Genomic DNA, 19,247 nt, shown 5'->3' with positions numbered 1-19,247 from the left:
CCCTCGTCGTTATGCACCCCCGTGTGGACCGCCGGCTGATCGCGGTGGTCGCCGCGCTGTTCGTCCTTCTCTGGGGGGCCGTGGTGCCCGGACCGGAGGCACTGGCGGCCGGGCCCGTCCCCTCGCGCCCGGCGGCAGCCGCGGACCAGGAGGGGCTGCGGGCACTGTTCGGATCGGAGAACCGGGTGATCCGTACGGACGAGCGGGTGGTCGCCGTGACGTTCAACGCGGCCTGGAACGACGCCGGCCTGACCGGCATCCTCGGCGACTTGGAGCGGCGGCACGCGCCGGCCACGTTCTTCCTGACCGGCACCTTCGCCGACCGGTACCCCGAGGTGGTGAAGAGGATCGCGGCTGCGGGGCACGGGCTGGGCAACCACTCCTACAGCCACCCGTACTTCGCGGATCTGTCGGCCGCGGGAAGGCGCCGCGAGGTGCAGGCAGCGGACCGGGCCCTGCGTGCGGCCGGGGCGGGCGGGGCGGGCGGGGCGTTGACCCCGTTCTTCCGGTTTCCCTACAGCGAGACCAGCCCTGCCCAGATCGGGGAAGTCAACGGGCTGGGGTTCGCGGACGTCGAGTTCACCACCGACACCAACGGGTGGAAGGGCTCCGAGGGCGGCATGACCGTCGACCACGCGGTGCGCAGGGCACTGGACGCCGTGCGCCCGGGGGCGATCCTTCAGATGCACGTGGGTGCGTCGCAGGGCCGCACCGAGGTGATCGATGCCCAGGCCCTGCCACGCATCCTCGATGCGATCTCCGACCGTGGTTACCGGGTCGTTGACCTCCGTTCCCTCCTCGCGGCACGAAGGTGAGCCGGGGGCGAGCCGGCCGGTCTTCCGGCCGGCTCGCCCGCATCGCTGAGGTGGCCCGGTTCAGCTGTCGCGGGTGAAGACCTCGTTCTTGGTGGAGCCGCTGGAGCAGAGCTTCTTCTCGTCGGCCGTCATCTTGCGGGACTCGACCACGACCGCGTTGTGCTTGCCGTCCGTGCCGTTCGGGGCGGGGCCGGTGACCACGTCGGGCACGAACCAGTAGTAGTGACCCCACTTGGGGTCGTCGTAGTGGGTCTGCCACGTGCCGGATATGTCCTGCATCACCTGGGCGCGGGAGATCCAACCCACCTCCCCCGGCTGCACGTTCACCGTGAAGGAGCTCGTCTCCGTGTGCGAGCTCTGCCACGTGTAGTTGTACGTCGCGGTGACGCTGGCGGTGATGATGCCCTCGATGCCGCCGCCGACGGTGATCGAGCCGCCCACCGAGTGGGAGGAGCCCACGGTGTCGGCCCATGACATCGTCTGGGCGGCGGGCGAGGCGGTGCAGTTGTAGAGCAGTTCGGAGACCTGACGGGGCTTGCCGAGGTAAGCCTCGCCGATCTCGGGGGAGTTGAAGCTGCACTTGCCTTCGCCGGAAGCGCAGTCGGCCAGGATCTGCTCCGCCGTGGGCTGTTCGTCGGCGGCAGCGGGCACGGCCGCCGCGATCGTCCCGAGGGCGGTCGCCGTCAGCGCCAGCGTGCGGCCGCCGTACCGCAGAGCGCGGTTGATCGTCATCGTTGTTGCCTTTCCACCGTACGTGGGGGGGGTTGGTGACCAGGCCGCTGCACCCTGTTACCGGTGGGCCTGCAGTCACCGTGTGGTGCCCACGAGGCTCACGTAATCCACGGCAGAGCTACACCAAGAACCGGCAAAGTTGTACTTGATGTTCAGAACTGGTGAACAGTCAACTTCCCGCTAGCGCGGCCGAGATGGCCGATCGTCCAGGGCGAGGCCGAGGACGGCCCGGTCGTCGTTGTCCGACTGCGTCGACCAGCGCTCGGCGTCGCTGCGTACGAACGACACGACCGTCTCCGGGTCGACGGCGTGCCGGCCCGAGAAACGTTCGCCGAGCCGCTCCAGGACCGGGTAGAAGACGCCGTCCGCGTCGCGCGCCTCGCTCACGCCGTCCGTGTGCAGGAGGAGCACCTCGGAGGGCTTGAGCAGGTGGACGGTCGTGTCGACCGCGCCCGGCGCCATCGCGCCCAGGCCCAGGGGCAGACCGGGTGCCGTGATCAGCCGTCGGGCGCCCTGCGGGCCGACCACCACGGGCGAGGGATGGCCGCGGTCCACGATTCGTACCTCGCCGCCCTCCGGCGGGAACTCCAGCACCAGTGCGGTCACGAACAGTTCGGGGTCGCCGTCGCCGCCGGCCGGGCTGTTACGGGCGATGCTGAGCTCCAGGCGCTCGGCCAGGCTGCTCAGGTTCTGCCATTCGTGGGCCGAGACCCGGAAGCTGCCCAGCACCGCCGCGACCGTCTGGACCGCGTCCAGTCCCTTGCCGCGCACGTCGCCGATGATCGCGCGTACTCCGAAGGACGTCTCGCACACGTCGTACAGATCCCCGCCGACGAGCGTGCCGCCCTCCCCCGCCTCGTAGAACCCGGCGGCTCGTACCGGTCCGAGCCTGCGCGGTACGGGACGCAGGAGGGTGCGCTGCATGGCTTCGGCGACCGAGTTGGCCCGGATCAGATGCCGCCTCGTCCGCTCCCGCTGCCAGGCCAGCGCAATGCTGGCGATGCCGATGAGGGTCGTGGCAAGGTACATCGCGACGTGGTGCTGCTCGTCGAAGTGGCCGGGGCGCCGGGCGGCCATCCACATCTGGAGCCCCAGGCACACCACCGCCGACAGGGCGGTGCCCCGCGGTCCGCGTGTCGCCGCGGCCAGCGGCGGTACGGCGATGAGCATGAAGCTCACCGGTTCGCGTCCTCTGACGATCAGTTCGGCCGCCACGTCGACGAGCACCGCGGCCAACGGCAGCCACCACACCCACCCTCGCGCCGAGGGCGGCCGCAGTTCGGAGCGGAGATTCCCGCTGGACACGGCGCGCCCCCTAACTTCCCTGGCTTCCATGGGCGGCCGGCGTGCCGCGGGCCGTCCCGCTGAGCGCCTCGGGCAGCCCCGCCTCGATCCGGGACAGCTGGATGGTGAGGCTGCGCAACCACATGTCGAGGTCGACCAGCACGGGCAGCAGCGGTCCGTCCGGTTCCGAGGGCGGCGTCGGCCGTGCCCCGAGCGGCTGCGTCGGGCCGGCGGCGCACAGGGCGGCGAGCCGGTCGGTGACCTGGGCCAGCGCGCGGGCGCCGGTCCGTGCCCGGTCGGCGGTGTCCGGGGACAGCGCGGTCGCGGGCAGGTCGAAGCGGGCCAGCCACTGGGCGCCGAGCAGGATGTGATTGGCCGTGATGAGCACGCCGTGCCAGTCGGCACTCACCGGCGGGTCGGCCCCGGGCTCGCTGCGGAACTGGGCGTACGCGGACTCGGCGAGGCGCAGCCGGTGCAGGGCGGGGAGCGTCGGCGGGGCAGGGGCCGACCCCGGCGGAACGGCGGTCAGCATGTCGACGGTGCCCTTGATCAGCGGGCCGCAGTCCCGCAGCAGCCCCGCCATGGTTCTGCGTACCTCTCTGCGGGCGCCGGCCGGCCAGGCGAGCATCGCGCACAGCAGGCCGATGGCGCTGCCGGTCACCACGTCCACGATCCGTGCCTCGGCCAGCCGCCAGGAGACCGGGGCGATCTGGGCGAACGCGGTGGACACCACGAGCGTGAACAGGGCCTGGGCCCAGGCGATGCCGAAGAGTGGTCCGAGCGCGAAGGCGATGAGCATGGCGGGCGCGAGGATCGCGGCGTACGCCTCGGTGTGCCGGCCGAGGCCGATGAGCAGGGCGCCCGCCGCGACGGCGCCCACGAGGTTGCCGGTGACGGCCTGTCGGATGGCCGCCCAGGTCGCCCCGAAGGTGGTCCGGCTCAGTGTCAGCACCGCCAGAAGCACCCAGAAGCCGTGGGTCAGGTCGAGCGAGCCGGCGACGAGCCGTGCGGCGGCGAGAGCCACGGCGATCCGTACGGCGTTCTGGAACTGCACCGAGCGCAGCGTCATGTTGCCGGTGAACCGGCGCAGCCACAGCTGGGGCGCCGCCGCCTGCGTGTACCAGAAGAGTTCCCGTGGCTGGATCGGCGCGGTGCGCCGCCCGTCGAGGCCTACCCGTACGGAGATCTCCAGAATGCGCGTCGACTCGGCGACGGCCAGCAGCGCCGCCTGCCTACGCAGCACGGGCACCGGCGGTACGTCGGCGGCAGGTCCCGTGGCCTGGCGTACGCGCAACTGCTGGAAGGCGTCGATGGCCTTGTCCATCCGCTGTGGTCCGGGGGCGGGCCGGCCGGTGCGCAGGGCGGTGTCGGTCTCGTCGCACAAGGCCGCCACCTGCGGCAGCAGCAACCCGGAGGGTGTGTCGGGACGGCCCGTGCCGCCCCGGCCGCCGACCGCGCCGGCGCCTTCCCGGACGAGTTCGCGCAGTTCGCCGATCTCGGTGAGATGGGCCAGTTGTTCGAGCAGCCTGCGGGTTGCGGACCCCGCCTGGGCGAGGCCGCGGGCCGCGCGGCCCGGGCCGGCAGGGCGTTCCGCGGGCGGGATGCCGGACAGCCGTAGCCGCGCCCCTGCCTCGCGCAGAGCCTCCGGAGACAGGCTGTTCCGCCCCGCGATGGTGTCGCCCGCCGTCGCCAGCGCCGCGGCGAGGGTCGCCCGGTACGGCGGGTCCGGCGGCTGTGGCAGCAGGAACAGCTCGCACAGCACCAACGCCACCACTCCGAAGGTCAGCCCTGCCAGCCGCAGCCCAAGCGTCTCGGGTTCGTACGGCGGGAAGCAGGCCAGGATGTAGAAGAGCTGGAGTCCCGGTGCCGCTCCGGCCGGGCGTGGGCCCGCGATCGCGGCGAAGGCCAGGAAGAAGCCCACGACGAGCATGCCGAGCACCGCCGCCCAGGTCTTCACCGCCAGCCCGGTTCCCAGCGTGACCAGGAGCAGGCCCACGGGCAGCGCCTTCAGCATCACCGCGGCACGCTGCCGCCCGGACCCGGGGATCGGGGACAACAGGCCGAGGGAGATCGGCGCGAAGAGGCCGTACAGCGCCAGCACCGGTTCGTCGAGCCCGTACACGAAGCTGTAGAAACCCGCGGCCGCAGCGACAGTCACCCGCACCGACCGGTGCAGGATCTGCGTCCGCTCCGCCCCGCCCTTCACGGCCGGCGCCGGCCACGTGGCGCCCGCGAGCCGAGCGAAGGGACCCTGCCGATGACCACGAGCCGGTGGCGTACCGCCATGACGACCACGGAAGCCGCGAGGATCACCGCGCCTCCGAAGCGCAGGATCACGTCGTACGCGGCCTCCGCCGACCGCTCGGGGACCATCGCCGTGATGGCGGCCGCGGCACCCGCCAGCGCCACGCCGCCCAGCGTGACCAGGAACGTCAGCAGCACACCCGAGGCCTCGCCGGCCCGTTCGGGCGCCACCACCTGCTGGGTCGCGACGCTGGCGAACGTCCAGCCGAGACCGAGGCCCAGTCCGCACCAGGCGAACACCGGAACGTACAGCCACCAGGCCGTGACGAGGCTGAGCACGATCATGCCCGAACCGGCGACCGCCCCGGCGAGCGCCATCACCGCCGTCGGCTGCATGTGCGGGGACAGTCTGGCGCCGAGCGGCCCGCTGAGCGCCACGAACACGGCGGGCGCGAGGAACACCACGCCGGCGACGAGCGGGGACAGCCCCCGCACCTGCTGGAGGTACAGCGTCGAGACGAAGACGGTGACGGCGTAGCCCATGTTGGTGACGGTCCCCGCGCCGGTCACCAGGACGTAGGGCGTGTTGCGGAAGAGCCGCAGGTCGATGAGCGGATGCCGGGCGCGTTGCTCCCGCCGGACGAACAGGGCGCCCGCGACGGCGGCGATCGCCAGCAGGGTGAGGGTGCGGGCATGGTCCCAGCCCCAGGCGCTGCCCCGCTCCACGGCCAGCGTGAGCGCCGCCAGGGCGCACACGACGGTCAGGCAGCCGGTCAGGTCGAGCTGGCGTGGGGCCGTCGGGTCCCGGGAGTCGGGGACGTACACGTACGCCACGACCAGCGCGAGCACGCTCAGTGGCGCGAGGAGCCAGAAGATCCAGCGCCAGCCGGGCCCCTCGGTGAAGCCGCCGCCGATGAACGGCCCCAGCGCCGTGCCCACGTTGGCGATCCCGAACACCGCCCCGAGCGCCCGGGCCCGGGTCGTGTCGGGGAAGGCGTTGGTGATGACGGAGACCGACACCGGGAAGACGAAACCCGCACCGATGCCCTGCACGATCCGTGCCCCGACGAGCGCCCAGAGCCCCGGCGCGAGCGCACAGCCGACCGACCCTGCCGCGAACAGCGCGGTCCCGCCGAGCAGGGCGCCTCTGCGGCCGAAGACGTCGCCGACCCGGCCGCCCACGATGAAGCAGCAGCCGATGGAGAGCATGTACGCGGACAGCGTCCACTGGGCGGCCGAGGCGGTGACGGCGAATTCGTCGGCGATGCCGGGGACGGCCAGGTTCAGCGCGAAGAAGTCGAGCTGGATGCAGAACAGGGCGACCGCGACCGCGATGAACGCCCCCGCCCGCGCGGCCGGCGAAGACTCAGCGCGCATGAGCACGTTCCTCTCGGGCCGACGCCGCCGCGGCGCCCTGGGCGGGCCGGACAAGTGATCCACTGCCCATTGTCGGCGGACCCGCTACGAACCGCAGCCCGACGCCTCCGTACGGCGGCGAGGCCTCGCGGGCACGCAATCCACCGGCACCGCGATCGGCTCACGGTGCCGGTGGCTGCCCGGCCCATCTGTGACGGGCTGTCAGTTGAAGGGGTCGAGAGTGAGGTAGGCCTGGCGTGGATCGCCGTCGTGTACGAGCGATTCGTGGTGGCCCACGTCGTCGAAGGCGAAGGCGTACGCCTTGCCGTCGGCCATCTGCGCGTGGATCTTCCGGGCGTAGTGGTTGGTGACGCCGTCCTTGTAGAAGGCGTCGGCGTTGGAGTCGGGCTGACTGGGGTTGACCAGCAGCGTGGATCGGTTGAACCCGGCGCACAGTGTGCGCGAGATCGGGCCGCGCACCTGGTCGTTCGGCGCGTCGAGCAGGCGGTGACAGCCGAAGACGGAGGAGGCGTCCGGCTTCTGGAAGCTGGTGACGACGGCGCCGGCGGTGTTGGTGAAGTTCATGACGCCGCCGGAGACCCGGCCGTAGTACTTGGTGCCCGGCTGGTCGGCGAACGGCGTGACCGTCAGGGTCGAGGTGGAGTACTTCTGCCAGACGCGGTTGATGTAGTCGTCCATGACGGAGGCCGGCAGTGCGCCGGTTTCCAGGCCGTACAGGGGTGACAGGGCGCGCAGCACGGTCCCGTCGGGTCGCGTCTGGATGAGGTTGGCCCAGCCTCCGGGCTGTCCTCTGAGGGCGTTGAAGAAGCCGTTGTATCCGCCGGGCTTGAGCCGGCCGGTGTTGGCCGTACTCCCGTCGGCGCGCTGCACTCCGACGGCGTACGGCGCGGAGAACATGTCGACCTGTGTGCTGTTGATCCACAGGCCGGAGTCGTTGAGTGTGTATTCGGACCAGTTGAACAGGATGTTCCGGTTGGGGTCCGTCGGGTTCTGGACGGCGGGCTGGACCAGGCCTCCGGTGGTGAGCTTGAACACCAGCTTCTGGCCGTAGGAGAAGTACACGCGGCCGGAGAACTTCGGCATGCGGATGGTCGTCGACCGGCCCGCCGCCGGCCCCGGTATCGAGGCGTCGGGTGCGGGGGTCGGCGGGTTGCCGCCCGCGGGCCACGGGTGGAAGGTGCCGCCCGCGTCGGCCCAGCCCTGCCGTCCGGTCGACAGTTCGGTGCCGAGGTTGTAGATGTACACCTGCTCGCCGCGGGCGGAGTTGTTGGTGATCTCCAGGGGGATCGTCGCCGGGACCGCGGCCTGGGCCGGCGACTGCGCGCCTGCCGTGAGCAGCCCTCCGGTGAGGACCGTGGCGATGGTCAACCCCACGGCCGAGGCTCTGCGTTTGAGTGTGCGCAGCATGCTCTGTCTCCGTTCGACTCCGGTCGATCAGGACGCTTCTGAGAGCGCTCTCAGAATCGCGCTCTGGTATGGACCTGTCAATGAGTTGGCGCTTGGCGCGGCACACCGGTCCGGGGGTGGGAAAGGTATCCGGCGGCACTCGACGGGCCGTCAACTCCCTTTCCGGTCACTGACGTTGCTCGTTCCGTGTGTGCCGCCGGTGTCGCCCGTACTTCCTGTACTGCCTGTATCGCCGGCCTACGCGGAGACCGTGGCCTTCGCTGTCTCATCGACGCGGCCCGCGGCCAGCCTCAGGGTCACGGCCGCCGCGGCTCCCGCCGCCAGGCCGAAGGTCAGTGCGGCCGGGACGCCGCCGCCCAGGCCGGCGAACGCCTGCAGCAGCCCGTAGCTCATGCCTGTCCCGTCCATCGCGATCCGCAGCAACTGGCTCGCCAGCAGCCCCAGGACGGTCGCGCAGACCGTGGCCACCGCCATCGCCGGGACCGTGGCCCGGGTGAGCAGCGCCGGCAACCGCCGTAGCGCCCACCACACCACGGCGAGCAACAACGCATCGGCGAGGCGAACCACGAGCCAGTCCCCGAGAGCCGCCCCAGAGGGGCCCGACCAGGCGCCCAGCAACAGCCACTGGCGCAACAGGTCGCCCGGTTCGGAGAGCAGCCCATCACCTACGGCGGACGTCTGGATGGCGGCGGCGACCCGCTGGTACGACAGCACCACCAGGGACAGCGCGATCACCGCGGTCCCGACGGTGGCGGCCAGGCGGGCGGCGCGCGCCGGCACGGCCTCCGGTGCCGGCGGCTCGGTCCCCTTGTCGGCGACCCGGGCGGCGAGCACCGTGCCCGCCGCCGCGACCAGCGCGGTCACGATCAGGATCTGCCGCCCGGAGGCGCCCACACTCGCCAACTGCGGCAGGAAGCGGTAACTGCCGTGCCCCCATGCGGCGATCAGCCACGGGGCCGAGACAGTCACCGCGAGGGTCCCGGCCACCAGACCCCAGGCCCATAGCGCAAGCAACGTGGCCGTGATCCGGCCCCGCACCGGCGGCAGCCGGCGGACCAGGAGCAGCGCGCCGAGCACGAAGAAGGCGAAGGCCGCGCCGAAGCGGATCTGCAGCGCGGTGCCGTACAACTCGCGGTAGCGGTCGCCGTACTGGAGCGAGGCCGGAGGATCGTACGCCCAGGGAGCGAGCCACTGTTGGAGTCCCACGGCGGTCTGCCCACCCAGCACCCCGTCGGCACCCGGCAGTTCAAGCGCGTGAGCACTCGCCCCCGCCCACCAGAGCAGCGCCGTCAGCAGCACCCCTCCGACCAACGCCGGTATCACCGCACGCCGATACGTCATCGTCATCGCCCCGTCCCCCGCCTTCGGTACCGCATCCCCGTTGCCCCGAACAGACGGAGACTACGGGACGCTGATCACGTACGGCGAGCCCGCCACAGGTCTCGCAGGAGCGCGATCTCGGCCATGTGGTGGATCAGCTCGAGGTTGGCACCCCACAGGGCGGAGATGAACGGCTCGTCGGGGTCGGAGCCGTAGGGGTACTGGGAGAAGCCGATCGTGTCGAGCTGCTCGTCCGTCATGGCGCCGACGCTCTCGCGCCAGCGGTCGAGCACTGCCCAGAAGCGGTCGAGCGTCAAAGCGGCGGACGGGCTGAAGTCGACCATCAGCTTGGGGTCCTGACGCCGTTCGCCGAAGGTCCACTCCCACTGGCCGGCGAACTGGTAGTGCAGGTGGCCCAGCCGCCAGGCGATCGTGGTGATCGGTGTCTCGTCCGGCTCGGTCGGGCCGGTGTGGGCGAGGATCTGCTCGACGCGTTCGACGCTCACGCTCCAGTCCTCGGCGATCTTCGCCACGGACATGCCGCCGACTGCCTGCCGGGCGACCTCGGCGTACTCGTTGGAGGGGATGTCCGGGGCGCCCTGGTCCAGCAGCCACTCACCCGGCCCGAAGGCTCTCGGCGTCGTCGCCTCGGCCCGGCGCCGGATCGACCAACTGCCGGGTGCCGGCTCCCACAGGTACTCCTCGTCGCCGAGTCCCGTGAGCCGTACCTCCGCCATCTCCCTGGCGCGGTCGAACTGGTCGAGCAGCAAGCCGAATCGGTCGGTCCGCACGCCACCGATGTCCATGCCGGGCCCCCTTCGAGAAACGCATCCCACTGCGCCTCAGCCGGAGGCTAACGGCTCACGCGCGCGGGGCGCGACGGATTTACGTGCCCCACGGGTCCACGCGCCCACGCGCCCACGCGCCCACGGAAAACGTCCGCGCGTACAGGATCTCCGGCGTGTCACGATGGCTCGGGGAAGCGAGGTCTCGTGGACGAGTTGACGCGATGGCGCCGCGCGGTGGTCACTTGGGCGGCCGGCGGCGCGAGGGCGGGTACGGCCGCCGCGACGGCGCGGGAGCTGGCCGGCGGCCAGGTGCGGACGATCGTGCTCGTCGAGGGAAGCAGCGATCAGGTCGCGCTCGAAGCGCTGGCCACGCGTCACGGCCGTGACCTCGGTACGGAGGGCGTCGCGGTGGTGCCGCTCGGAGGTGCGACGAATATCGGGCACTTCCTGGACGTGTGCGGTCCGCCGGGGCTCGGCCTCCCGCTGGCCGGTCTCTGCGACATCGGTGAGGAACGGCATTTCCGGCGCCATCTGGAGCGGGTCGGACTCGGGTCCGGTCTCACCCACGCCGGGCTGGAGGCACTCGGGTTCCACATGTGTGTCGCCGACCTGGAGGACGAGCTGATCCGCGCTCTCGGCGCCGAGAACGTGCAGGAGGTGATCGAGGCCGAGGGTGAGTCGCGCCCCTTCCAGACCTTCCGGAACCAGCCGGCCCAGCGGGAACGGCCGGTGGAACACCAACTGCGGCGCTTCATGGGCACGCACAGCGGTCGCAAGGCGCTCTACGCGCAGTCGCTGGTCGCGCACCTGGACCTCGATCGTGTGCCCCGGCCGCTGGAGCGCCTCCTCGAACACGTCTGACGTCCCGCTTCTCGCCACAGTGCTCCTGTCCGGTGTCCGCCTCAATGTCCGCGACTCCCACCGGCAAGGCATCTCGACTCGTCGACCCGGAAATGGCACCGTAATCCGGCATGAAGCTGACCGATTCCGGACAAAAGGTAAGTTCGGTGCGCTGGAGGCTGGTGCTCGCCAGCACCACCATGCTCTTCGTAGAGCTGGCGCTGATCAGATGGGCAGGCGCCAACGTCGTCCATCTCAGTTACTTCTCGAACTTCATCCTGCTGGGATCGTTCCTCGGTATCGGCATCGGCTTCCTGCTCCCCGCCGCGCGCGGACAGTGGCTCAAACGCTGGACCCCGATCCCCCTGGCTCTGCTCGTCATCCTCGTGCGCACGTATCCGGTCCAGGTCCGTCAGAGCAGCAGTGAGGTCATCTACTTCACCGCCGTGAAGACCACCGGCCTTCCCCAGTGGGTGACGCTGCCGGCGATCTTCCTGCTGACCGCGGTGATCATGGCGGGGATCGGCAAGATCACCGCCGACCTCTTCCGCCAACTCCCCTCACTCGACGCCTACCGCTACGACCTGCTCGGCAGCATCACCGGCTCGGTCTCCTTCGCCGTACTGTCCTGGCTGCGCGCCCCCTCGGTGGTGTGGGGTGTGCTCGCGGCCGTGGCCCTGCTGATCATCGGAGGCCGCCGCAACACCCTCTTCTACGGCGTCCCCCTCGCGGCGATGGTCGCCGCTCTGTTCCTGGAGTCGACGACGGCCGGCATCTCCTGGTCGCCGTACTACAAGATCGAGCTGAAGTCCTCGCCGACCACCACGCGGACGTACTACATCTCCGCCAACGGTGTCCCGCACCAGAGCACCGCGCCGCTCCCGGTGCTGATGCGGGAGAACTCGCCCTATCGGCAGGCGTACGACCAGACGCCCCGCAACCCGCACAAGCGCGTGCTGATCATCGGAGCCGGCAACGGCAACGACGTCGCCGTCGCGCTGGCGCACGGAGCACAGCACGTGGACGCGGTGGAGATCGATCCCCGCCTCCAGGAGATCGGCGCGCAGCTGCACCCCGCCAGGCCGTACGACGATCCCAGGGTGCACGTCCACATCGACGACGGGCGGGCGTTCCTGGAGCGGACGAACGCCAAGTACGACCTCATCATCCTGGCGCTGCCGGACTCCCTGACCCTGGTGTCGGGGGCGAGCAACCTGCGGCTGGAGAGCTACCTCTTCACCCGGCAGGCGTTCGAAGCGGCCCGCGATCACCTGACGCCGGACGGCGCGTTCGCGATGTACAACTACTACCGCAAGAGCTGGTTGGTCGACCGCTTCGCCGGCGACCTCGACGACCTGTACGGCCACGCCCCCTGCATGACGACGTTCAAACGGAACGCGGCCGTGCTGGTGGCCGGAATGACCCCCGCCGACCAGTCCTGCAAGCAGACCTGGCAGCCGAGCGGGCCGGTCCCGGCGGCCGCGACCGACGACCACCCGTTCCCGTATCTGCTGCACCGGACCATCCCCACGATCTATCTGGGCGCCCTGGGTGCGATCCTGCTGGTGACACTGCTGTCGGTGCGCCTGGCCGGGGTCCGCATCCGCAGCACGTTCCGCTACTTCGACATGTTCCTGCTGGGCGCGGCCTTCCTGTTGCTCGAAACGAAGAACGTGATCGGTTTCGCGCTCTACTTCGGCACGACCTGGCTGGTCAACGCCCTTGTCTTCTTCGGTGTTCTGCTCTCCGTCCTGGCCGCGGTCGAGGTGCGGCGCAGGTTGCGGCGGGTCAACATGCTGGTGCTGCAGCTGATGCTCTTCGGCTCTCTCGCGGTGGCCTTTCTCGTCCCGCCGCAGGCCGTGCTCTCCCTGCCCACCGCGGGCCGGCTGGCCGCCGCCATCGCCCTGGCCTTCGCGCCCATCTTCTGCGCCAACCTCATCTTCTCGGACCGGCTCGCGCAGGCCGCCGACCCGACGTCGGCGTTCGGCGCGAATCTCCTGGGTGCGCTGACCGGGGGCGCGCTCGAGTACCTGGCCCTGATGACGGGCTATCAGGCGCTGCTGCTGGTCGTCGCCGCGCTGTACCTGGGGGCCTGCATCGCCATGCACTACGCCGGACGTGGACCGGGCGGGCAGACGACACGGATGCCCGACGAGACGGTGAGCGTCAAAACCTGACATCGGCCGGGGATCCGGTCGGACGCCGGGGGCCCGGGCGCCCCGTGAACATGCAGGGCGCCGGGCCGAGTGCTGCAATGGCTGGAGGGTCTGATCCTCCGGCTGCGCCGCGGGCGACCGACGTCCGACGAAGTGTGACCGGGCCCGTACCCACCTCTGAGGAGTGGCCATGCACCAGGACATCGGGGACATGGGGCCCGTCGACTACCTGATCGTCGAGTTCCCCGGCAGCCGTATGACGGGTGAGGGGCTGCCCCTGCTCGTCGACCTGGTCGAGGGCGGCGTCATCCGCATCCTCGACCTCGTCTTCATCCACAAGGGCACCGACGGTTCGGTCGAGCTGGTGGAACTCCGCAACGTCGGGGACGAGGTCGACCTGACCGTGTTCGAGGGAGCCTCGTCAGGACTTCTGGACCAGGGCGACCTGGACGACGCCGGTGCCGCGCTGGAGGCCGGCAACTCCGCCGCCGTCGTCGTGTACGAGAACGTCTGGGCCGCGCCCCTGGCCCGTGCGCTGCGGCGCGGCGGGGCCGAGGTGGTGGCCAGTGGGCGCATCCCCGTGGACGCGTTGCTGGCGTCGCTGGAGGCCGCCGAGGCGACGGCGGCGCCCTAGGGGGAACCGATGCCGCCCTCGCAGCACCACGCCACCCGGTGCCACACCGGCCGGCGCCACACCACCCACGGATCACAGGGGAGATGAGTGACATGCCAGGACTCCTTCGCGGCGTCGCCCGCACCGCCGTCGTCGCGGGGACGGCCACGGCCGTGTCGAACCGCGTCTCACGGCGGCAGGCGGGCCGGTGGGCCCAGCAGGACACCGAACGGCAGGTCGCCTACCAGCAGGGCGTCGCACCGCCGGCCCCCGCCGCACCCGCGCCGGCCGCGCAGCAGTCGAGCGCCGACGAGATGGCCGGCAAGATCGACCAGCTGAAGCAGCTCGGCGACCTCAAGGCCCAGGGCGTGCTCACGGACGAGGAATTCGCGGCCCAGAAGCGCCAGGTCCTCGGTTGACGCGGGGGGAACGGGGTCGTGCCTGAGCCGGGGCCCTCGGCCGCGCCCGCCACCGGTACGCAGCCGGAAGAGGCCGACCGGCTGCGCGAGCTGCTGCGCACCCCTGCCTACCACAAGGCGCTCGTCTTCTCCGCGCTGATCGGTGTCCCGGTCTCGCTGGCCGCGTTCTGGTTCCTGGCCGCGCTGCACGAACTCGAACACCTGCTGTGGGCCGACCTGCCCTCGGGGCTGGGCTGGGACACCCCTCCGTGGTGGTGGCCGCTGCCGTTACTGACGCTCGCCGGCATCACCGTCGGTCTCGTGGTCCGGTATCTGCCGGGAGCCGGCGGTCACGTTCCCGCCGCGGGCCTCCACGCCTCGGGGCAGCCCCCGGTCACCCTGCCGGGGGTCATCCTGGCGGCCCTGGCCAGCCTGCCGCTGGGTGCCACCCTCGGCCCCGAAGCCCCGCTGATCGCGCTCGGCGGCGGTCTGGCCCTGCTCTTCGGGCAACTGGCGCGCGCCCCGGTCACGGCGCAGAACACGGCACTTCTCGCCGCGGCCGGCGCAGCTGCGGCGCTTCCGGCGATCTTCGGCAACCCGCTGGTCGGAGCGGTGATCCTGATCGAGGTGGCCGGAGTGGGCGGGCCGCGGCTGTTCGCCGTCATGCTGCCTGCGCTCCTGTCCAGCGGCATCGGGTCGCTGATCTTCACCGGGTTCGGCCGCTGGACCGGGCTGTCCATAGGCAACCTGACGCTCACGTTGGGGGTGCCCACGCCCCGCCTCGACGCCGGGGACGTGCTCTGGACGATTCCGATGGCCGTCGCGATCGGAATCGCTGTGCACCTGATCCTCGACACCGGGCGCCTGGCCGCGGTGTTCGTCGCAAAACGTACCGTCGTCCATACGGCAGTCTGCGCCCTGGCCGCCGGGGCGTGCGGCACGGTCTACACGCTGGCCGTCGACCGGTCACCGGTGGACGTGGCGTCCTCCGGCCAGGCCACGCTGGCCAGGCTGGCCGAAGACCCCCACTCCTGGGGCGTCGGCGCTCTGATCGCCGTGCTGCTGTGCAAGGGGGCGGCGTACGCGCTGTGTCTGGGCAGTCTGCGCGGCGGTCCCATTTTCCCCGCGCTGTTCCTGGGCGCGGCGTTGGGCGTCCTGCTGGCACCCCTGCCCGGGTTGGGAGTCGTGCCCGGCCTGGCGGCGGGCATGGCGGCCTCGGCCGCGGCCGCGCTGCGACTGCCGGTGAGCAGTGCGGTGCTGGTCGTGCTGCTCATGGGCAGCGCGGCGATGACTCCCGTGGTGCTGCTCGCGGCGGTGGTGGGCTTCGTGACGGCCCAACTGCTCCCCCCGGGCCGTCCCGTCCCACCGCTGGGCAAGCCGGCCCCCGCACCGGACGGGCCCCCGGCCCACCCGAGTTCCGGCCCACCGGACGGGCCCTCGGCCGACCGGGCTTCCGGTGCACCGGAAGCCCGGTCGGAGGGCGCCTGACGCTGCCGGGAGCCACCATGGAAACGGAGTTCACATGGCCGATCGCCGAAAGCGCACCGCGCTCGCAGTGCTCGTCCAGGTCACCGCTCAGCGGAGCCCGGCCGGGCTCGGCCGTCGGTTGCGATGAGTTCGCGTCCGCGGACCTCGGCGCCGGAGCACATGTCCGAGGCGGCCTTCCGGGCCCTGTACCGCAGGTTACGTGAGCAGGCGGACGGCACCGGTGGTCCCCGCGGGGCGCTGTCGCGGCTCACGCCCGAGCGGGTCGTCGCCGCCGTCGGCGAGGTCCGTACCGGGCGTACCGTCTCGCTCGCCGCACCCATCGAGACCGTGCCGGGGCCCGACGATCCGCAGCCCGCGTCCTACCGCATGGTCGCCCCGACGGCGCAGGAGTCCACCGCCCACGGGCTGCACTTCGCCCGCGACCGGTTCGCCATGAACGTGCACGGCGACGCCGACAGCCACCTCGACGCGCTCTGTCACGTCATGTTCGACGGCCGGCTCTACGGCGGCGTCCCGGCAGGCACGGTGACGCCGGACCACGCCGGCGCCCTGACGCTGGACCTCGTGCGGGACGGCATCGTCGGGCGCGGTGTGCTGCTGGACATCCCCCGGCTGCGGGGCGTCCCGTGGCTGGAGCCCGGCGAGCAGGTGAGCGCCGAGGACCTCGAGGCCGCCGAGGCCGCACAGGGGGTCACGGTCGGCCCGGGGGATCTGCTGTTCGTGCGCGTGGGGCATCGCGGCCGGCGACGGAGTCTCGGCGCCTGGGACCCGTCCCAGGCCAGGGCCGGACTGCATCCGGAGGCGATGCGCTTCCCGGCCGAGCGGGGGGTCGCCGTACTCGGATCGGACGGCAACAACGACGCGGCACCGAGCGCGGTGACCGGCGTCGGCTACCCCGTGCACGTCCTGGCCGTGAACGCCATGGGGTTGCACCTGCTGGACTGGCTGGACCTCGAGGAGCTCGCGGAGGTCTGCGCCGGTGCGTCGCGCTCGCAGTTCCTGTGCGTGGTCGCCCCGCTGCGGCTTCCGTCCGCCACCGGCTCGCCGGTGAACCCGATCGCCGTTCTGTGAGCGACCGGGGCGGGTTCCCCTGCGGATGCCGCATCTGCGGGGTCCGTATACGTTCGAAGAGGGCCCTCAGACGTGTCCGGGTCACCGCCGCGGCGGGAGACCACCCCAGCCAAGGACGGTGGTCGTGATGGGCGACTCGCCCCAGTACGACGTCATCATCATCGGCACCGGAGCCGGCGGGGGAACGCTCGCCCACCGGCTGGCCCCGTCGGGCAAGCGGGTCCTGATCCTGGAACGCGGTGACTACCTCCCGCGTGAGCGCGACAACTGGGACTCCACGGCCGTGTTCGTCAAGGGCAAGTACCGGGCCCCGGAGTTCTGGCTGGACAAGCACGGCAACGAGTTCCCGCCCGAGGTGAACTACTACGTCGGCGGCAACACCAAGTTCTACGGCGCGGCCCTGTTCCGGCTGCGGCCCGAGGACTTCGGGGAGCTGCGTCACCACGACGGCCTCTCCCCCGCCTGGCCGATCCGCTACGAGGACCTGGAGCCGTACTACACCCAGGCGGAACACCTCTACCGGGTGCACGGGCGGCACGGCGAGGACCCCTGGGAGGGCCCGTACAGCGAGCAGTACGCCCATCCTCCGGTCGAACACGAGCCGCGCATCCAGCAGTTGAGCGACGACCTGGAGAAGCAGGGCCTGCACCCCTTCCATCTGCCCATCGGGGTCGACCTCACCCAGGACGCGAACGGCGGGGCGACCCACTTCAGCGCCTGTATCCGCTGCAACCGGGTCGACGGGTTCCCGTGTCTGGTCCGGGGCAAGTCCGACGCCCAAGTGGTCTGCGTCGAACCGGCCTTGCGGCAACCGAATGTCGAGATGATCACCAACGCCCACGTCACACGCCTCGACACCGACCCGACGGGGCGCAGCGTCTCCGCGGTCGTCGCCACGCTCGCCGACGGGCATGAGGCCCGCTTCGAGGCCGACATCGTGGTCGTGGCGTGCGGAGCGGTCAACTCGGCCGCGTTGCTGCTCGCTTCGGCCGACGACCGGCATCCGGGCGGGCTGGCGAACAGCTCCGACGTCGTCGGCCGCCACTACATGCGGCACAACAACCTCGCGCTGATGGCCGTGTCGAAGGAGCCCAACGACACCCGGTTCCAGAAGACGCTGGCACTGCACGACTGGTACCTCGGCGCGGACGACTGGGAGTATCCGCTCGGCGGCATCCAGATGCTCGGCAAGTCGGACGCCGAGCAGATCCACGGCGAGGCGCCGCGCTGGGCCGGGGCGGTGGCCCCCGACATGCCCTTCGAGGTGCTGGCCCATCACGCCGTCGACTTCTGGCTGTGCGGGGAGGATCTGCCGCTGCCGGACAACCGGGTCACGCTGGAGGGCGACGGCCGTATCCGCCTGACGCTCGACGAGGACAACAACACGGCCGGGCTGAAGCGCCTGCGGCACAAGCTCCAGCACATGCTCGGTCATCTCGGCATGCACGAGCACCACCTGCTGTCGCACAGCATCTACCTGCACAAGGGGATGCCCATCGGGGCGACCGCGCACCAGGCGGGCACGGTGCGGTTCGGCACCGACCCGGCGTCCTCCGCCCTGGACGTCCACTGCAAGGCACACGAGGTCGACAACCTGTACGTGGTCGACACGAGCTTCTTCCCGAGCATCGGCGCGGTCAACCCGTCCCTGACGGCCATGGCGAACGCCCTGCGGGTGGGCGATCACCTCCTGGAACGGCTGGGTTGAGCGGGGCCCGGCGACTCGCCTTCGAGCGGGCGAAGTTCCTGAGCCGGTCGGCCCAACACCGGCTCGTGCCACGCGCCGCCGCGCGCCCGCGGTGATTGTGTGACCCCTTGACCTCCGGGCCACGGCCCGGGCGACCCGGCCACGCAATGGAGAGACAGTCATCGTGAGTTCCCCCGAGGGCGTGCCCCGCGACGTGATCCCCGCCCACCTGCTCAAGGGCCAGAAGGCGTTGGTTACCGGCGCGAACTCCGGCATCGGCAGGGCGACGGCCGTGGCTCTGGGCCGGGCGGGCGCCGACGTGGTGGTGAACTACGTGGCCGGCGGCGACGAGGCCGAGAAGGTCGTCGAGGAGATCACGTCCTTCGGTGTGCGGGCGGCGGCCTACGAGGCGGACGTCTCCAACGAGGACCAGGTCGTCGCCATGACGAACCGGATGGTCGAGGAGTTCGGCACGATCGACATCCTGGTCGCCAACGCCGGCCTGCAGCGCGACGCCCCGTTCACCGAGATGACCCTCGCCCAGTGGCAGAAGGTCATCGACGTCAACCTGACGGGGCAGTTCCTGTGCGCCCGGGAGGCCACCAAGGAGTTCCTGCGGCGCGGTGTCGTCCCGGAGGTGTCGCGCGCCGCCGGCAAGATCATCTGCATGAGCTCCGTGCACCAGGTCATCCCGTGGGCCGGGCACGTCAACTACGCCTCGTCCAAGGGCGGTGTGCAGATGATGATGGAGACGCTCGCGCAGGAACTCGCGCCGAAGAAGATCCGCGTCAACGCGATCGCCCCGGGCGCCATCGCGACCCCCATCAACCGCAGTGCCTGGGAGACGCCCGCGGCCCGCGACGACCTCCTCAAGCTGATTCCCTACGACCGCGTCGGCGACCCGGAGGACATCGCGCACGCGGCCGTCGGCCTCGCCTCCGACCTCATGGACTACGTGGTGGGCGCCACGCTGTACGTGGACGGCGGGATGACCCTCTTCCCCGGTTTCGCCACCGGCGGCTGACAG

16 protein-coding genes are annotated in these 19,247 nt (G+C 71.3%); 9 read left to right on the top strand and 7 right to left on the bottom strand.

The features are described from left to right. Window positions 1-11: 11 nt before the first annotated feature. A complete protein-coding gene (locus tag ACZ7L5_RS18445) occupies window positions 12-815 on the top strand; it encodes a polysaccharide deacetylase family protein (protein WP_471517790.1) in 804 nt (267 codons plus the stop codon). 60 nt (window positions 816-875) lie between these two features. Here ACZ7L5_RS18445 and ACZ7L5_RS18440 read toward each other — a convergent pair whose 3' ends face one another. From ACZ7L5_RS18440 to ACZ7L5_RS18410, 7 genes are all read right to left on the bottom strand, one after another. Then, a complete protein-coding gene (locus ACZ7L5_RS18440) occupies window positions 876-1,547 on the bottom strand; it encodes a hypothetical protein (protein WP_328877209.1) in 672 nt (223 codons plus the stop codon). A 180-nt stretch (window positions 1,548-1,727) separates the two neighbouring features. Continuing rightward, window positions 1,728-2,852: a PP2C family protein-serine/threonine phosphatase gene (locus tag ACZ7L5_RS18435; RefSeq protein WP_471517788.1), complete on the bottom strand. Its 1,125-nt coding sequence runs from the start codon at window positions 2,850-2,852 to the stop codon at window positions 1,728-1,730. A gap of 10 nt (window positions 2,853-2,862) precedes the next feature. Continuing rightward, on the bottom strand, window positions 2,863-5,037 hold the full coding sequence (locus ACZ7L5_RS18430) for an FUSC family protein (RefSeq protein ID WP_471517786.1): 2,175 nt from the start codon (window positions 5,035-5,037) through the stop codon (window positions 2,863-2,865). Next, the gene (locus ACZ7L5_RS18425) at window positions 5,034-6,452 is read right to left on the bottom strand and encodes an MFS transporter (protein WP_471517784.1); all 1,419 of its coding nucleotides are present in this window, start codon (window positions 6,450-6,452) and stop codon (window positions 5,034-5,036) included. The genes ACZ7L5_RS18430 and ACZ7L5_RS18425 overlap by 4 nt, the downstream gene beginning before the upstream one ends. Window positions 6,453-6,653: 201 nt before the next feature. Next, window positions 6,654-7,859 (bottom strand): glycoside hydrolase family 64 protein, encoded by a 1,206-nt coding sequence (locus tag ACZ7L5_RS18420; protein ID WP_471517782.1) that lies wholly within the window; start codon window positions 7,857-7,859, stop codon window positions 6,654-6,656. A gap of 237 nt (window positions 7,860-8,096) precedes the next feature. Beyond that, a complete protein-coding gene (locus ACZ7L5_RS18415) occupies window positions 8,097-9,200 on the bottom strand; it encodes a hypothetical protein (RefSeq protein ID WP_471518123.1) in 1,104 nt (367 codons plus the stop codon). Window positions 9,201-9,274: 74 nt separating this feature from the next. Continuing rightward, window positions 9,275-9,985 (bottom strand): DinB family protein, encoded by a 711-nt coding sequence (locus ACZ7L5_RS18410; protein WP_471517780.1) that lies wholly within the window; start codon window positions 9,983-9,985, stop codon window positions 9,275-9,277. Between the two features lie 186 nt (window positions 9,986-10,171). Between ACZ7L5_RS18410 and ACZ7L5_RS18405 the strand changes: the two genes are divergently transcribed. From ACZ7L5_RS18405 to ACZ7L5_RS18370, 8 genes are all read left to right on the top strand, one after another. Beyond that, window positions 10,172-10,828 (top strand): TOPRIM nucleotidyl transferase/hydrolase domain-containing protein, encoded by a 657-nt coding sequence (locus ACZ7L5_RS18405; protein WP_471517778.1) that lies wholly within the window; start codon window positions 10,172-10,174, stop codon window positions 10,826-10,828. A 146-nt stretch (window positions 10,829-10,974) separates the two neighbouring features. Next, entirely contained in the window at window positions 10,975-12,984 is a 2,010-nt protein-coding gene (locus ACZ7L5_RS18400) for a spermine/spermidine synthase domain-containing protein (RefSeq protein WP_471517776.1), read from the top strand. Between the two features lie 169 nt (window positions 12,985-13,153). Next, window positions 13,154-13,597 carry a DUF6325 family protein gene (locus ACZ7L5_RS18395; protein ID WP_328877217.1) on the top strand — a complete coding sequence of 148 codons (444 nt, stop codon included), beginning with the start codon at window positions 13,154-13,156 and terminating at the stop codon, window positions 13,595-13,597. Between the two features lie 92 nt (window positions 13,598-13,689). Next, a complete protein-coding gene (locus tag ACZ7L5_RS18390; RefSeq protein WP_471517774.1) occupies window positions 13,690-13,995 on the top strand; it encodes an SHOCT domain-containing protein in 306 nt (101 codons plus the stop codon). 18 nt (window positions 13,996-14,013) lie between these two features. Then, a complete protein-coding gene (locus ACZ7L5_RS18385; protein ID WP_471517772.1) occupies window positions 14,014-15,462 on the top strand; it encodes a chloride channel protein in 1,449 nt (482 codons plus the stop codon). Window positions 15,463-15,621: 159 nt separating this feature from the next. Then, window positions 15,622-16,533, top strand: coding sequence for a cyclase family protein (locus ACZ7L5_RS18380; RefSeq protein WP_471517769.1), 912 nt, complete (start codon window positions 15,622-15,624; stop codon window positions 16,531-16,533). A 127-nt stretch (window positions 16,534-16,660) separates the two neighbouring features. After that, on the top strand, window positions 16,661-18,241 hold the full coding sequence (locus ACZ7L5_RS18375; RefSeq protein WP_471517767.1) for a GMC oxidoreductase: 1,581 nt from the start codon (window positions 16,661-16,663) through the stop codon (window positions 18,239-18,241). Window positions 18,242-18,404: 163 nt separating this feature from the next. After that, complete coding sequence (locus ACZ7L5_RS18370; protein WP_471517765.1) at window positions 18,405-19,244, top strand: SDR family oxidoreductase; 840 nt, start codon at window positions 18,405-18,407, stop codon at window positions 19,242-19,244. Window positions 19,245-19,247 lie beyond the last annotated feature (3 nt).

It is taken from the genome of Streptomyces sp. NPDC107528 (genome assembly GCF_055639295.1).
Note: the sequence above shows the minus strand (reverse complement) of the source record. Positions and strands in the feature narration are given on the sequence as shown.